12 protein-coding genes, 3 tRNA genes, 1 pseudogene and 1 riboswitch are annotated in these 14,861 nt (G+C 41.3%); of the genes and pseudogenes, 3 read left to right on the plus strand and 13 right to left on the minus strand.

Annotated elements, in window-relative coordinates:
• Positions 1-69: 69 nt before the first annotated feature.
• Positions 70-1,881 (minus strand): AMP-dependent synthetase/ligase, encoded by a 1,812-nt coding sequence (locus tag HXT50_RS02625; RefSeq protein WP_032842478.1) that lies wholly within the window; start codon positions 1,879-1,881, stop codon positions 70-72.
• A 142-nt stretch (positions 1,882-2,023) separates the two neighbouring features.
• Positions 2,024-2,641, minus strand: coding sequence for a M23 family metallopeptidase (locus HXT50_RS02630; protein WP_421776992.1), 618 nt, complete (start codon positions 2,639-2,641; stop codon positions 2,024-2,026).
• A 206-nt stretch (positions 2,642-2,847) separates the two neighbouring features.
• Between HXT50_RS02630 and HXT50_RS02635 the strand changes: the two genes are divergently transcribed.
• Both HXT50_RS02635 and HXT50_RS02640 read left to right on the plus strand, forming a co-directional pair.
• A tRNA-Asn gene (locus HXT50_RS02635) sits at positions 2,848-2,923 on the plus strand.
• 181 nt (positions 2,924-3,104) lie between these two features.
• Entirely contained in the window at positions 3,105-4,007 is a 903-nt protein-coding gene (locus HXT50_RS02640) for an ATPase (RefSeq protein WP_421776993.1), read from the plus strand.
• Between the two features lie 113 nt (positions 4,008-4,120).
• On the opposite strand, the gene HXT50_RS02645 is transcribed toward HXT50_RS02640, so the two are convergent.
• The 4 genes and pseudogenes from HXT50_RS02645 to HXT50_RS02660 form a co-directional block, all read right to left on the minus strand.
• Positions 4,121-5,512, minus strand: a complete 1,392-nt coding sequence (locus HXT50_RS02645; RefSeq protein ID WP_004106466.1) for an amino acid permease — start codon at positions 5,510-5,512, stop codon at positions 4,121-4,123.
• Positions 5,513-5,661: 149 nt separating this feature from the next.
• A riboswitch (Lysine riboswitch) is annotated at positions 5,662-5,847 on the minus strand.
• Positions 5,848-5,960: 113 nt separating this feature from the next.
• Positions 5,961-6,033 (minus strand) — tRNA-Ala (locus HXT50_RS02650).
• A gap of 179 nt (positions 6,034-6,212) precedes the next feature.
• A complete protein-coding gene (locus HXT50_RS02655; protein WP_004106467.1) occupies positions 6,213-7,289 on the minus strand; it encodes a hypothetical protein in 1,077 nt (358 codons plus the stop codon).
• A 190-nt stretch (positions 7,290-7,479) separates the two neighbouring features.
• Positions 7,480-8,486 (minus strand): annotated as a pseudogene (locus HXT50_RS02660) (DMT family transporter).
• 344 nt (positions 8,487-8,830) lie between these two features.
• Here HXT50_RS02660 and HXT50_RS02665 point away from each other — a divergent pair.
• The gene (locus HXT50_RS02665) at positions 8,831-9,235 is read left to right on the plus strand and encodes a pyridoxamine 5'-phosphate oxidase family protein (RefSeq protein WP_004106472.1); all 405 of its coding nucleotides are present in this window, start codon (positions 8,831-8,833) and stop codon (positions 9,233-9,235) included.
• 314 nt (positions 9,236-9,549) lie between these two features.
• Here HXT50_RS02665 and HXT50_RS02670 read toward each other — a convergent pair whose 3' ends face one another.
• From HXT50_RS02670 to HXT50_RS02700, 7 genes are all read right to left on the minus strand, one after another.
• Positions 9,550-9,999: a DUF3021 family protein gene (locus tag HXT50_RS02670; protein WP_004106474.1), complete on the minus strand. Its 450-nt coding sequence runs from the start codon at positions 9,997-9,999 to the stop codon at positions 9,550-9,552.
• Between the two features lie 110 nt (positions 10,000-10,109).
• Positions 10,110-10,619, minus strand: coding sequence for a LytTR family DNA-binding domain-containing protein (locus HXT50_RS02675; RefSeq protein WP_004106477.1), 510 nt, complete (start codon positions 10,617-10,619; stop codon positions 10,110-10,112).
• A 138-nt stretch (positions 10,620-10,757) separates the two neighbouring features.
• On the minus strand, positions 10,758-11,576 hold the full coding sequence (locus HXT50_RS02680; RefSeq protein ID WP_004118985.1) for a histidine phosphatase family protein: 819 nt from the start codon (positions 11,574-11,576) through the stop codon (positions 10,758-10,760).
• A gap of 24 nt (positions 11,577-11,600) precedes the next feature.
• Positions 11,601-12,023, minus strand: a complete 423-nt coding sequence (gene rsfS / locus HXT50_RS02685; protein ID WP_004118984.1) for a ribosome silencing factor — start codon at positions 12,021-12,023, stop codon at positions 11,601-11,603.
• Between the two features lie 36 nt (positions 12,024-12,059).
• A complete protein-coding gene (glmU, locus tag HXT50_RS02690) occupies positions 12,060-13,469 on the minus strand; it encodes a bifunctional UDP-N-acetylglucosamine diphosphorylase/glucosamine-1-phosphate N-acetyltransferase GlmU (RefSeq protein WP_004118983.1) in 1,410 nt (469 codons plus the stop codon).
• 114 nt (positions 13,470-13,583) lie between these two features.
• A tRNA-Gln gene (locus tag HXT50_RS02695) sits at positions 13,584-13,654 on the minus strand.
• Between the two features lie 91 nt (positions 13,655-13,745).
• The gene (locus tag HXT50_RS02700) at positions 13,746-14,768 is read right to left on the minus strand and encodes a ribose-phosphate diphosphokinase (protein ID WP_032835511.1); all 1,023 of its coding nucleotides are present in this window, start codon (positions 14,766-14,768) and stop codon (positions 13,746-13,748) included.
• Between the last annotated feature and the right edge of the window lie 93 nt (positions 14,769-14,861).

Genomic DNA, 14,861 nt, shown 5'->3' on the forward strand with positions numbered 1-14,861 from the left:
TATAATTTGTGGAACGCAATCTGTATCTTCAGGCTAACTTCAAACTATATTCTACGAATTTACACGCAGCTAACGTTTGCGTGGAGCATAAATAACATGTTCGATAAGGTCGTTATAACGCTCTACAACAACTTGACGACGCGCCTTTAAACTTGGCGTAATCAAACCGTTTGCTTGAGTAAACTCATCTGGAACTATTTCGAACTTGCGAATAGACTCAGCTCTAGAAACTAGCTCATTTGCTTTGCTAACAGCACGCTCAACTTCTGCTCGCACAATACCGTTACGTGAAGCCTCCTTTAAAGACCGTACAGGGCATGCGCCACGCGAAGAAAGCCAAGTATTTACTTCTGATAAATCGAGCGCAATAATTGCTGAAACAAACGGCTTCCTGTCTCCAATAACAACAGCTTGAGAAATAATAGGTGAAGACATTAATGAAGCTTCTAACGCATTTGGAGATAAGTTCTTACCGCCAGCAGTAATAATAAGATCTTTCTTTCTGCCTGTAATACGCACAAAACCGTCATCGTCTAAAGACCCAAAATCTCCCGTATGCAACCAGCCATTTACAATCTGCTGTTTGGTAAGCTCAGGATTATTATGGTAGCCTTTGCATACTGCAGGACTCTTAATGCACAATTCACCATCGTCAGCAATAGCAACAGATACACCCTTTACAGGCAAACCAACGGTACCAATGCGATAACCTGTCGTAGGATTCACCATAGAAGGTGCACAAGTTTCTGTCATTCCATAGCCTTCTAGAAGAGGCAAACCAATACCATTAAAGAAATGCGCAATCGACAAATCTAAAGGAGCGCCGCCCGAAATAGCGTATGAAACAGAGCCTCCAAATACGTGTAGTAGTGGAGCATACACTAATTTTTTACATATTGAATGGCTAAGAGCAAGCATTGGAGGAACCATTGAACTAGACTGCTGAGCGCGAGACCATTCGCGAGCAACCTTAGACGCATAAGCAAAAATAAAACCTTTTACTCCCCTGCCTGCTTTTTGAGAAGCAGCATTGTAAATCTTCTCAAAAATGCGTGGAACACCAAGAATAAATGTTGGTTTAAAAGTTTGAAAATCAGACAATACAGTTTTCAAATTACTCGTCAAACCAAGAGTTATATTTCCAGCAAAGCAGAACAATTGCATAAACCTAGCAAAAACGTGCGCAAGAGGCAAGAACAGCAAAAGACGCGGGCTGTCTTTTAACGCAATATCTGGCATAGAAATAACACCTGATTTAGCAATAAAAACAAAATTGCTATGAGTAAGCTCAATTCCTTTTGGCTCACCAGTTGAACCTGAAGTGTATACAATTGTTGCTATGTCACTTCCATTAACAGCGTGCACTCGCTCATAAAATTCAGCATCAGTTACTGCTTTACCGTATTCAATGCACGCGTCGATAGCACCACGATTCATTACATATACGTCGTGAAGAGTAGGACATTCTTCCTGAACAGCCTCTACTTTTGGCAACATTTCAGGAGACTCCACAAATATTGAACATACTTGAGAATCTTGAACAATATGTTGTATTTGCAGCGAAGAGCTTGTTTCATAAATTGGCACTGTCAATGCGCCTATAGACATAATAGCCATATCAAGAACTGTCCATTGCCATGAAGTGTGAGCAATAATTGACACAGCATCACCAGGCATTACTCCTCTAGCAATAAAGCCTTTAGCAACAGCTATTACCTTATCTCTAAATTCTTCAGCAGTATATGACTTCCAAACGCCGTCAGCCCCAACGTATTCAACCAAAGAACCATTAGGATTGCGCTCTGCTCGCTCTTCTAGCAGTGAGAAAACATTAACATCTGTATCAATAGACTCATCAAGTGGACGAGAATATTCTTGCATATTAGCTCCTCTATCTGCTGAATTGACGTATATCTTTACTATACGCGATTTGCAAGCCTTCGCATATGCGAATATCTACAAGATTGTAATCAATTTTGTTCATTTATCTACAAATATCTACGATATAAATATATTATTTTGCTCATTCCACAGGCTTAAGCACAATGCGACGCTTAACAGTCATTCTTTCAGGATTAGCATATGTACGATTTTTGCGCTTTAAACCCCACTGCACACAAGTTGTGCCGCAATGGTCCGAACCTCCTTCGACATGTGCAAAATTCTGGCCTCTTTTCACAAAAACCCCAACGCTAAACTTTGTTACAGCAGGCTCAAAAGTGGATGTCAGTTCACCATGCCTAATAGTCACAACTGATTTACCAGCGACTTTACCAGCAAAACTAATAACGCCATCTGCAGGCGCAAATAAAGGAGTCCCTGTGCTTGCAGCTAAATCTACGCCACGATGCCCAGCCATCCAAGGTTTAGGCGGAGGATTAAAAGCTTTTACTATTTGTGCAGGTTTTACAGGCCATTGCATAGCTGACTTGCATGTTTTTTCACTATAATCACCTTTAGAAAGAGCACACTTGTGGCAACATGTCACAGCAGATTCTACAACATAATATTTAAGATGATGATTATTTTGCGAAATTTCGGGTTGTAAAAACAGCGCATCTAATAAAATAACTGAGATTATAAAAATCCCCAAACAGGCAGATATTTTGTAATATAATCCATAATTTTTGCGAATACACATATATTCCCCATCCATATTTTTATAAAACGACTTTTATAAAAGTTTTGCAGCTAATTTGCGAAAATCATAAGCTTTTAAAGCATTGTGGATAAAACATATGCTTATAATCATTATTTCGACACGCCAAAACACGCCATATTTGCATCTTTGAAAATTCCGTGTAATATAAATGTCTTGTGCACAGCGCTTAGTTGAGCACAAGATATTCCTGCGTAGCTCAGTTGGCAGAGCGTTCGACTGTTAATCGAATGGTCGCTGGTTCAAGCCCAGCCGCAGGAGCCATAAAGCCACTGGTTTTCCAGTGGCTTTTTGCGTTAAATATTACGACTTGTATCCACAAGCAAAATCTTGATTGTTTAGCGCTCATGAGCGTGGCTAACATAAACATTTTGGCGTATTATATAAACAAGTTGCGTATTCAAATACGCTAATGTTGAGCAGCAATAGATAACAGAGGACAAATATGAATCAACATAGCTCCGATAATGTTGAAACGAACCAAAAGAAAAAGCTCATTATTCTCATAGCAGGAATTGTTGTGCTAGCTTTAGCTCTTGGCACAGTTGGCACACTTTGGTACATGAAGCAAACTGAACGCACTAAAGCAGCTCGCAGACAGTGCGAAATAAAAGTTGCGCAAGTTTCTAAAGCCAATGCCGTATGGAAAAGTTTAGTACACAACAGCGTAATAACAGATCTCACAAAAGGTGACTCTGATAACGCAAAAGAACTTGCTAAAATCATGAGTGAAAAGGTTCCTGACGCAGTATCTTGCACAGCAAACTCTCCTGAAGAACTTGGTTCCCAAAGCGCAGAAGCTTTAGCTGCTTCTGAATGGTATGCAGTCAAAGCAAAAAAAGTGCGCGAGTTGGCTGTTACATTAATCGATGAAAATAGCAAAAAAGATAAAGATAAAGATAAAGATAAAGATAAAGACAAAGACAAAGACAAGCAAGACGAAGAAACAAAGAAGCAAGAGATAAATGAATCGACTGGAATTGTAATTCAGCGTTCAAATGTTGTCCCACCAAAGCCAAAGCCAACGCCAGCACCGACGAAGAATACACAAAACACTAAGAAACAGAATACTGAAAATAAGACTCAAACAAAGACTGAAAAAAATAGTAATACAGAAAATCCACAGTGCAAAAAAGGAGATAAAAATTGCACTGAATCCGAAAACGAAAACACCAGCGAAGAAGGTAAAGAAAACGGAAAACCAAAAGGCAGCGGAGACGGAGCTGGTGCTGAAAAACCTAAAGGAAATAGTGGTCAAGGAGATCCGAATGATAAAGCAAAAAAGGACAACCAAGATTCCGATAAAAAACAAACCCCGGACATAATAGCAGGTTCACAAAAACCATAAAACATTGCTCTGTTATCTGACTCAATGTAAAAGCTCCCAGTGATATACGCTGGGAGCTTTTACATTATCTAACTCTACATCGTAAACGATGTTGAACTTTATAAACTATTCGTTCATTTTGCTACTCGAACATGAGTTAAATCGACTTCTTCAAGAGGAATTACTCGAGTATGGTTTTTAATCTTGTAACCAATGTATAGAACGATAAATAGCGGCACAGACATGTACGTGATTCCAATAGCCTGCCAGTTAAGCGTTGCAAATGAATGCAAATCCTGACCAACAATAACAAGAATGCATAAGAAGAACGCAACAATAGGACCAAACGGATACCACTTTGCTCGGTAAACTAATTCATCTAAGGAATGACCTTGAGCCAAGTATGCCTTACGGAAGCGATAATGAGCTGCAGCAATACCAGCCCAAGCAATAAAACCAGTCAAACCACTTGCAGCAACCAGGAACATGTATATTTGATCGCCAAAAATACTCATAAAGAAAGTAAATAAAGCAACTACAAATGTAGCAATCAACGCAGGAACAGGAATACCACGAAGACTTACCTTGCCAAATACTTTTGGAGCATTATCTTCTTTTGCGAGTGAATAAAGCATTCTTGTTGAAGCATACATGCCGGAATTTGCTGCAGAAATAACAGAAGTCAAAATAACAGCATTCATAACTGCTGCAGCAGCTGCAAGACCTGCACGCTGGAACACGAGCGTGAATGGGCTAATAGCAATATCAGTTACATCAGAACCAAGTAAGTTCTTGTCAGTATAAGGAATAATGCAAGCAATAACGAAAATTGCAAGAATGTAGAAAAGAAGAATACGCCAGAACACTTGCTTTACAGCCTTTGGAATACTCTTTTCTGGAGTTGCAGACTCACCTGCAGTAATACCAATAAGCTCAGTTCCTTGGAAAGAGAAGCCTGCAATAGCGAAAGCACACAACACTGCAGGAACACCGCCTGCAAATGGAGCGTCCTTATGAGTGAAGTTTTGCAAGAATGGCGCTTTGCCGCCAACAATGCCAACAATCGTAAGCGAACCGATAACAAGGAATACGATTACTGCCAACACTTTAATAATAGAAAGCCAGTATTCGGTTTCTCCAAAGCACTTAACTGTAAGCACATTGATAACCAAAATAAGCATAAGAACCGACAGCGAGAAAATCCATATTGGCACTGTTGGGAACCAGTATTGCAGAACTATTGCTGCAGTACTAACGTCCACTGCAACCGTAATAGCCCAATTAAACCAATAGTTCCAGCCCATTGCGAAACCGAGTGCAGGATCAATAAAACGTCCAGAATACGATGCAAACGATCCACTAATAGGCATAAAAGTGGCCATTTCACCAAGGGAAGTCATAAGGAAGTAGACCATAATGCCAATCGCACCATAAGCGAGCAAAGCGCCGCCAGGACCAGCCATATGGATTGTTGCACCACTAGCAACGAATAAGCCGGTGCCAATGCTGCCACCTAAAGCAATCATGGAAATATGGCGGGTTTTTAATCCTCTATGGACATCGTTATTTTGCTGAGTATTCTGCTGAGTATTCTGTACAGCAGTAGATGATAATGAGCTACTCATTTTTCCTCCTTTCATGACAATCAGAGGCAAAACAAGCAAGCAAAAGCAAGCGTGTCGATAGCTCTCCGCAGCGAATGCCGACTCGCTGCGACAGTCCTTGGTATATTAAGCCAAGTCCCAGCTCACTACTTTTGGGATTAAGCAGTAAACTTCGGCGCTCTCCCCTTTTGTAAGCAATTAACGCTTCCCTAGCTCATGCTTATTACTCTTGTCGAGCGCGACCTCTGGTCGATGGTGTTCATTATTAGTACGACTTGCAGACAAACAGTAAAAAATACGGCGTGGCGCATAAAAATCGAAAAATAATAACAAAAAACGCCACTTCATGAGAAGTGACGTTTAAAATTTGTGGAGCTAGGGGGATTCGAACCCCCGACCCCCTCCATGCCATGGAGATGCGCTACCAGCTGCGCCATAGCCCCGTTTTTACTTATGCCGTTCAAACGAACCTTTGATAGAATACAACAAATAGCCGCTCTATCCAAATGCGGCGTGTCGAATTCAACTTACAAATTCCAAAAATCCTGCGAATTCTACTAACAATTTAGTCGCCAATTCGGCAAACCAATTCAAGAACCAATTCGGCAAACCAATTCAAGAACTAGTTACCATTGGCACTTCCAGATTGATCACCATTACCAGGAGAAGTTACATTGTTTGAAGAACCAGTAGATCCCGAAGATCCAGCAGATCCAGCACCTGCATCAGAACTATCAGCACCCGATCCACTATTCCCACTAGCAGCATCACCTGAATTCGTTCCTGAATCATTGTTAGTGTCACTACCTAAATCATTATCAGAATGACCACCTGTTGAGCCAGCTGCGTTTTCATTGCTATGCTCATCATTTTCGTCTTCATTAGCATCTTTACTATCAGAATCATCATGAGACTTCTTATGGTCTTGATTAGTATTCGTGTTAAGACGTTGCTTAGGTTGCGGCTGATTTTGCTGCTGCTCATGACTAATTTCTTCAGGCTTATCAATATTGTCTGTGCCTTTTCCTTGTGTAAACAAAAGAACAGCACCTGCAGTAACAATAACAGCTATAAGAGCACTTATAACAGCAACAACAATTGTTGTACGATGATCGTTTCTATTTTGGTAAGATCTAGAAGAGTAACCGTAGTTTCCACTAACAACCTTAGATAACGGCACCGGCTCTGGAATTGTGCCCTCCGACAGTTCCATGTCTTCTTCATGCTGTTCACGTAATTTCGACAATTCCAAAATACGCGTATTTTCTAATTCCGGATTACGGACTTGCGAACTAACAGTGCGTCCAGATCTTGCATCTTGAACAGTCATATTTTTGTCATCTGAAGGATCAGTATTACATTGCAACGAATTTGATGAATATTGCATATGAATATCATCTCCAATTCTTTTAGAATCAACATTCTCTAAACCATTTGAACGCACGCTAGAATCTGACACATTACTAAAATTAGACTGTTCTGTAGAAGTATTCGGATTTACTTCCGAAAGTTTACGCGATGAAGCGTGAATAACATTCTGATACAACTGTGATGCTACTGCTGAGACAATAGAACCAATAGCTACGCCAATAACTGAACCAGCAATACCAATTTTAGAAGCAAGTAAAAACGAAGTCACTGCAGCGAGCGATCCAGCTAATACTTGCGTAAACGATATGCCTTTGAAGAAATTCTTCACTTATGCACCTTAACTATTTATGCGAATATAATGCCAAAATGCATGGCAAATATGCAAATTCCACTACCAACACCATTACAACAATGATGGTATCACTCTACGCAAAAATTGCACAGCATTGCCAGAGCATTCTTACAACAAAATCACAAGTCTTATATACATAAAACTTAGCTACACAAAACTGAAATGCCTAAGACTTAGCAACCTCAAAATCTCTATCTTTATAAGAAAGCTCACAATTCGCTCTTTTATCACAATAATGCTCACCTAAGCTTGCAGTAATAATTGCAGCAAATATTAAAGCAAATCCCACAAAAGCCATGTTAGAAACATGCTCATGAAAAAGAATAGTAGAGAATAAAAGCGTGAACAAACTTTCAGTGCACATAATCACAGAAGCGTTTGCAGTAGAAAGATTCACCAAACTATAGTTTTGCATAATTTGCGCAACTACTGTTACTACCACTGTAAGGTAGAACATATTAGCAAAAATAGAGAAATGATCAGCAGCGTTAAAGTTTGGCAAAGGCTCACAAATAAGCGCACCAGCTACAAAAAGTACGCCTGAAACAACAAATTGCCCAAAAGTTAACGTAACTGGATTATATTTACGAGAATAATACGCAAGGAACGTAAGATTAAAAGCAAAAACTACAGCACATAATAAAGTAAGGAAATCTCCATAAGACAATGTGAGAACAAGCATTCCAGGCTTTAATGCCACAAAACCTACTCCAGCAACGCACATAACTGCAGCTACTAATCCTAAAAGAGTTGGCTTTTTCTTGACAATTAACCAAGCAGAAAATGGCGTAATTACGCAATATGCTGCTGTCAAAAACGCGCTACGGCCTGGATCAATTGAACGTAACCCTTCAGTTTGCAAAATTAAAGTAGCATAATACGTAATTCCAGTTAGTAAAGAAGGAACAATAAGCTTTTTGTAAAAGTTTTACGAAGTGTACCGAAAAAAATAACAGCCATAATTGTGCAAGCTCCAACCATACGAACGCCCATAAGCCATTGCACAGGAAACACTTCAAGAGCATATTTTGAAGAAACATAGCTGCCACCCCAAATAGCAGCACAAATCAACAACATAATCTGAGCAGTACGAACACTTTTGCCTTGAGGCATGCCCGATTTATCCGAAAGCGGTTCAGCTATAGATTTAGCTGTTTCATATTTCACCTTCATAATGTTCCCCTTCAACTATAAAAGTTGATTCTTTAAAATTTTTCTTTTATAAAGCGTTTTAGCTTATAAAATAGACAGAATAGCCGTAAAATCGTGAAAAGTACAACTTTCTGGCGTTCTTTCGTAAAATTTCCGATATACGCTCCAGAAAACAGTGGCAATCAAGTATTTTGCTGTATAAATTTCGCCCACGAAACTATTGAAGAATTGGGTGATTTATATCACAACTTACAATTTTTTTACGCTACACGCTCGTATACACTTTTAAATCAGCGTAATGTAGCAATGTAGGCTTATAAATTGCGTACGAAGAAAGTACGCAATCTTGTTAGGAAAGGAATATTATGGCAACTCTTAGCGCAGATATGAAAGAATTTATTGCGAATAATTTGGCTTGGATTGCAACAGTAAGCAAAGATGGCGAGCTTGATTTGGGACCAAAAATGTCTATGTTCGTACTCGACGACAACCACCTTGCCTACCACGAGCGCACTGCAGGTCAGCATTATAAGAACTTGCAAGACGGCAGCCAGCTGGTTGTAGCAGTTGCTAATTTGGCAGAAAAGAAAGGCTATCGCTTCCGCGGAACAGTAACTCTTCACACTGATGACGCGATTTACGAAGAACAGGTACGTGTGGCCGAAGAAAAAGGTACGAAGAAGCCAGCTGCAGTTCCAGTTATGGAAATCACTGAGATTCAGGACTTGACTTCTGGAGCTACTGCCGGCAAAACTATTGCAAAAGATTAATGCGTCGTCATTCAGTCGTGTGGATATTAGTGCGGTAGAGATTTGAGATTTTTCGCACTGAGCGCGGACGCTCGCGCGGGTAACGCGCTCACTACGAAACTCGCGTTGGAAGTCCACTGGACTTCCAACTTAAGCGAGTTTCCGCTCCGAGTTGCCTTCGCGCGCTACGCTTTAAACGCTCAGGCAGGTCGTCGCGCAAAACGCCGAATTAGTACGTCTATAGTAGGCGTCATACAATATCGAGTGGCGTTCGTCCTCAACGGCGAAGATGAACACCACTCAATTCTTTACTTGATTATTTAGTTGTCACTAATTTACTTGCTTTCTTTACGCAATGCTTTCAGTCTAGCGTTCATTTCTTTCGCTTTCTTCTTCTCGAAGTAATAAATTATTGCAGCAATAGGAATCGGTAAAATAACAGTGAACGCGATCCATCCGCAAATCACCGCTGGCTCATCTTTGAACGAAATCCATCCAACAATCACCGATACAATAAACTGAATAGCAATTGGCGGAACTAGCGCAAAAACGAACTTTGCAAAATTTGACATGCGTTCATTCGACCAAAAAATAGCGAACACTCCATATCCTATGCCTATAACAAACGATGCTACAGCATAAGATGCAATTCTATTTCCAACCTCACTATGCGCTAACAGACTTGATATAAAAGACATTACTGTAAAAATAGTGCACCCTATGCCAATGCCTTTAACAATGTTTTTTACCATTGTTTTACCTAATGTTGCAACTTGCTTTTCCATAATAATCGCTTCCTTTTAAGTATTAAAATCTAGTATTAAAAAAATCAGTATTAAAATTTTTGATAGTTTTATATTTGACTACATTCTAGCTACATTCGTTATTACTATAACTACATCCCTAAGCGCTTTTTGAACCCACCTAAGCATCTGCGACTAATCCACTCAACGCTTCCATCGTCCATTTTTACGCTCATACTTCCACCAAATCCTGGATCAACTCGAACAATGCGATTCAAGTTCACGATTGCGGATTTAGATATGCGCACAAACGACGCGAATTGCGGATTGTCAAAATCCATTAGGCGCTTGTAAGACACGCACTCGCCTTTATCACCGTGAATGATTACGCGCGAATTTTCAACGCAAATCATAATCACATCTGGCTCATGCATAACAATAATCGAATCGTTAATATAACCGTATATGAATGGATTATTGTTGCTCAACTTATCTGAAGTATTAATTTCAGTATTATTTTCAGCACTTCTTACATTTGCATCATTGGAGTCAATGCTTTGTAACTGAGCGATAATGTGCTTAAGCTCATCGTCAATATTGTGAATTGACAACTGAACTGACTGCTCTTCCTCAGGCGGAACGATAGCAATAGTTACTTTCATCAAGCCTCCTTTCCGTACACTACTGTTAGCGTTTGTTAGCTTTTTGTTTTGTAATTTTGACTATACGGCACTGTAAATAGTCTGTCTTTACAAAATCGCTAAACGGTAGCTTTCGGTAATTAAGCGGTAAAGGAGAGATTACGCAGCACCCCAAATGCGAATAAGACGCTGGCTTGTAGGGTCAGCTGCAGGACCTTGATCATAAGCATCCAAACGCCAATGAATCGAACCATCAGCGTTAAGACTTGGAATTAAGCGCGCCCAACGACCGTTTCCCATGCCGCCAATCGTCTTGTAAGAAGGATCTACTTTATCTAATCCAAGCAGCTTATGAACAGTTTGCGAAAGACAGGAACCATGCGAAAATACTAGCAAATCACGGTCTGCGCCAGTTTTGCGAGCCCAATCTTCTACTGCAGCAGCAGCGCGCTCTCCTACTTCCTGCTTAGCTTCAGCACCATGACGAAGCTCTCCGCTTTTACCTTCAACCCAAGCTTTGAAATCTTCCGGCCACTGCTCGCTAATCTGCTGACGATTCAAACCTTCCCACTCGCCAAAGAAACGCTCGCGCACACCATTTTCAACATGCACATGAAGCCCAATCTTATCTGCAAAAGCATGAGCAGTCTGTTGAGCGCGAATAAGTGGAGAAACAATCGCCACAAAACTCGCGTCCGCTTCTTCTGGCGTAATGCGCACGTGTTCAGTGCTGTTCGGGTCCTTTGGATCTTCTAAATCAGAAGCACCAAAAAGCACGCGCAAAGCTTTTCCAGAGCGAGTCACCTGATCCATTCCAGACTCATCCAAAGCAATATCAATCATGCCTTGCAAACGGAACTGTGCATTATACGGAGTTTGACCGTGGCGAATAAGCATAACAGAACGAGCAATTCCTTCATGCGCACTATTAATGGAATTATTTACGTTACTCGCAACATTTTCTACGAAATCAACCATGGTTTGTACCGTACTTTCTTCTTATTATTCAGTTTCGCTAGAATCTTCAGTTTTGCTAGAATCTTCAGTTTCGCTAGCATGCTCTGGCAGTTGCAAATCGATTGCCGGGCAATCATTCCACAGGCGTTCCAAGCGGTAGAATGCTCGTGCTTCCTCATGCATTACATGAACCACAAAATCGCCAAAATCAAGCAAAATCCACTGTGCTAATTCCAAGCCTTCACGAGATAAAGCCTTGCGTTTGTTGTCTTTCAAGTACAAGTCTTTTTCGATTTCTTCTGCAACAGCTAATACTTGACGCTCATTTGAAGCAGAAACAACTAACATAGCATCCGTAATACCAAGCAAATCGCTTACATCAAAAGCCTGCTCGTTCGTTGCTTTCAAACGGTCTGCAGCAGCGGCAGCAATACGAATTGCACTAATTGAGCTTTCTAAAGCTGTCATAATGTTACTACTCCTTAATTCTCCAACAAACGCTTTTTAGCGTTCCCAAGCTGGCTTCCAGCCCTCTACAACGTGCTGAGTATTTTCCGAGTACACCATAGAATCAGCCGGAACATCGTGACGTACCACCGATCCAGCGCCGGTAGTAACATCATCTCCCACAGTAACCGGTGCTACAAACAGGTTTCCTGCGCCAACGTGAGCACCAGAACCAATCGTAGTATGATTCTTATGCACTCCGTCATAATTTGCAGTAATCGTACCGCCGCCAATATTCGTATGCTCACCCAAATCAGCATCGCCAATATAGCTTAAATGAGGTACTTTAGTGCCATTTCCAATATGAGCTTTCTTCATTTCTACGAAAGCTCCTGCCTTACTTTCCTCACCAAGTACGTTTCCTGCACGCAAATACGTCCAAGGACCGATGTTTGCAGCTCTACAAATATGCGATTCCTGTACACGCGAACGTTCAACCACAGCATCCTCATCAATTTGCGCATCAATAAGAGTCGTGTAAGGGCCAACTACAGCACCACTTGCAACCGTAGTACGACCTTGAAGGAAGCACCCAGGAAGCACAGTAACATCTTGTGCGAGCGTAACACTATCTTCAATCCAAGTAGTATCAGGGTCGAGAATAGTTACACCTTCAAGCATCCATTTTTCACACACGCGCTTATTATGTGCTTTTGCGAGCGCAGCTAATTGCACACGATTATTTACGCCCTCTACAGTAAGCGGATCTGGAGCAGACATTGCACCAACATGACCAAACTTTCGAGCATGTTCCAAAGCATCAGTCAAATAGAACTCACCTTGAGCATTTTGAGAGTTAAGATCTGCAATCGCGTCACATAATACAGTCGCATCGAATACATATACAGAAGTGTTCACTTCATGAATAGCAAGCTCTCCAGCATTTGCATCTTTATGCTCAACAATACGCAAAACGTCACCGTTTGCTTCGCGCACAATACGGCCGTAGCCAGTTGCATCGTCTAATACTGCTGTAAGAACTGTTGCCACATTGTTATTATTATTGTGAAAATCAACTAAAGACTGCAAAGTTTGCGTATCAAGTAGCGGCATATCGCTTGCGGCAATCAGCACAGCTCCTTTTAATGCTTCACCAGTTTCGTTTTTAGCAATTTCGTTAAGATCTTTAATAGCACATTGCACTGCTCTGCCGGTTCCAGGAGTTTCGTCCTGATTTACAATATGCACATTTTCGTTATAGCTAACAGCAGCAGCAGCTACGCGTTCAGCCTGAGCATGCACAACTACAGCTAGTTTTTTAGGATTTACGCCATTCATGGCATCCATAACACGATTGAGAAATGTTTTACCAGCAAATGGATGTAGTACTTTTGGAGTTTCTGAACGCATACGCGTCCCATCGCCTGCTGCCAAAATTATTGCCGCAGTTACATCATGCTTTTCCACGCATACGCTCCTTATACTATTTCAATAAATTTCGCTGTATGTAATTCTATTACTTATTAGCAGCGTTCAAAACAAAAAACGCCACCCGATTCAACGAGTAGCGCTTCAAGTAAGCTCCCTCACCTGGATTCGAACCAAGACAAAGGGTTCCAAAGACCCGTGTGCTGCCATTACACCATGAGGGAACGGCGGAAAAACCGCCAAGTCACTATTATGCCATAATATCGAAAAACGTCAAATTGGCGCGCCGAAAAGCAAACCGCACAAAATCAATACTTAAGCAAATAAGAATCCTTGTCCGTGATGCTCAGGATAAGTGTCGAAAAGCTTAGCAACCGAACCATCCTCAAACACTGCTTTAATAGCGCTTGCAAGAAGCGGAGCAATTGAAAGAACAGTCAAACCATCCCAACGCTTCTCTTCTGGAATAGGCACAGTATCAGTCAAAACAACTTCCCTAGCACCACAAGACTTCAAACGTTCGACTGCAGGACCAGAAAGCACGCCGTGAGTTGCAACAACTGTAACAGACTTAGCTCCAGCTTCCTTCAACACATTGCAAGCTCCTGCAATAGTTCCTGCAGTATCGATCAAGTCGTCAACCATAACGCAATCGCGTCCAGCAACGTCACCAACGACGCGATTTGCAACCGTCTTATTAGGGCAAGTGATATCGCGAGTTTTGTGCACGAAAGCCAAAGGACCGCCGCCTAAGCGCTGAGCCCACTGTTCTGCTACGCGAATACGACCAGCATCAGGAGACACAACAGTCACATTAGCAAGATCATCGCGGAAACGATCACGTACGTAATCAACCAAAACTGGCATAGCAATCAAGTGATCAACAGGACCGTCGAAGAATCCTTGAGACTGAGCCGCATGCAAATCGACGCTCATAATGCGATCAGCACCAGCAGTCTTTAGCAAGTCAAACATCAAGCGGCAAGAAATAGGTTCACGACCGCGATGCTTCTTATCTTGACGAGAATAGCCAAGAAGTGGGCAAACTGCGGTAATAGAACGAGCAGAAGCCCTCTTCAAAGCGTCAATCATAATTAACTGTTCCATAATGGACTTGTTAACAGGATCACTGTGGCTTTGAATAACGAATACATCTGTACCACGCACAGATTGCGTATAGCGAACATACATTTCACCATTAGCAAAATCGTATGCCGTAGTTTCAAGTACATCAATTCCAAGCTGATCAGCTACATCACGAGCAAGCTTCGGATGTGCGCGACCGGTAACGAGAACAAGGTTTTTATCTGGCTTTCCTTCAAGGACGATGCTCACCATATCTCCAAACATTAGTTCGCTTTAATTCGCGAAATGAACATAATCAATACTAACTTTTTGCACAGACGATAAACGACAAGCCTACAAAATCAA

This window comes from Gardnerella sp. KA00243 (assembly GCF_049244105.1).
In the GTDB taxonomy this organism is placed as follows: Bacteria; Actinomycetota; Actinomycetes; order Actinomycetales; family Bifidobacteriaceae; genus Bifidobacterium; species Bifidobacterium leopoldii.

Coding starts and splice junctions, on each gene's coding strand:
- HXT50_RS02630 (WP_421776992.1), bottom strand. CDS start 2,641: ATGTGTATTCGCAAAAATTATGGATTATATTACAAAATATCTGCCTGT.
- HXT50_RS02680 (WP_004118985.1), bottom strand. CDS start 11,576: ATGGTTGATTTCGTAGAAAATGTTGCGAGTAACGTAAATAATTCCATT.
- HXT50_RS02640 (WP_421776993.1), top strand. CDS start 3,105: ATGAATCAACATAGCTCCGATAATGTTGAAACGAACCAAAAGAAAAAG.
- HXT50_RS02625 (WP_032842478.1), bottom strand. CDS start 1,881: ATGCAAGAATATTCTCGTCCACTTGATGAGTCTATTGATACAGATGTT.
- rsfS (WP_004118984.1), bottom strand. CDS start 12,023: ATGACAGCTTTAGAAAGCTCAATTAGTGCAATTCGTATTGCTGCCGCT.
- HXT50_RS02670 (WP_004106474.1), bottom strand. CDS start 9,999: ATGGAAAAGCAAGTTGCAACATTAGGTAAAACAATGGTAAAAAACATT.
- HXT50_RS02700 (WP_032835511.1), bottom strand. CDS start 14,768: ATGGTGAGCATCGTCCTTGAAGGAAAGCCAGATAAAAACCTTGTTCTC.
- HXT50_RS02675 (WP_004106477.1), bottom strand. CDS start 10,619: ATGAAAGTAACTATTGCTATCGTTCCGCCTGAGGAAGAGCAGTCAGTT.
- HXT50_RS02665 (WP_004106472.1), top strand. CDS start 8,831: ATGGCAACTCTTAGCGCAGATATGAAAGAATTTATTGCGAATAATTTG.
- HXT50_RS02645 (WP_004106466.1), bottom strand. CDS start 5,512: ATGATTGCTTTAGGTGGCAGCATTGGCACCGGCTTATTCGTTGCTAGT.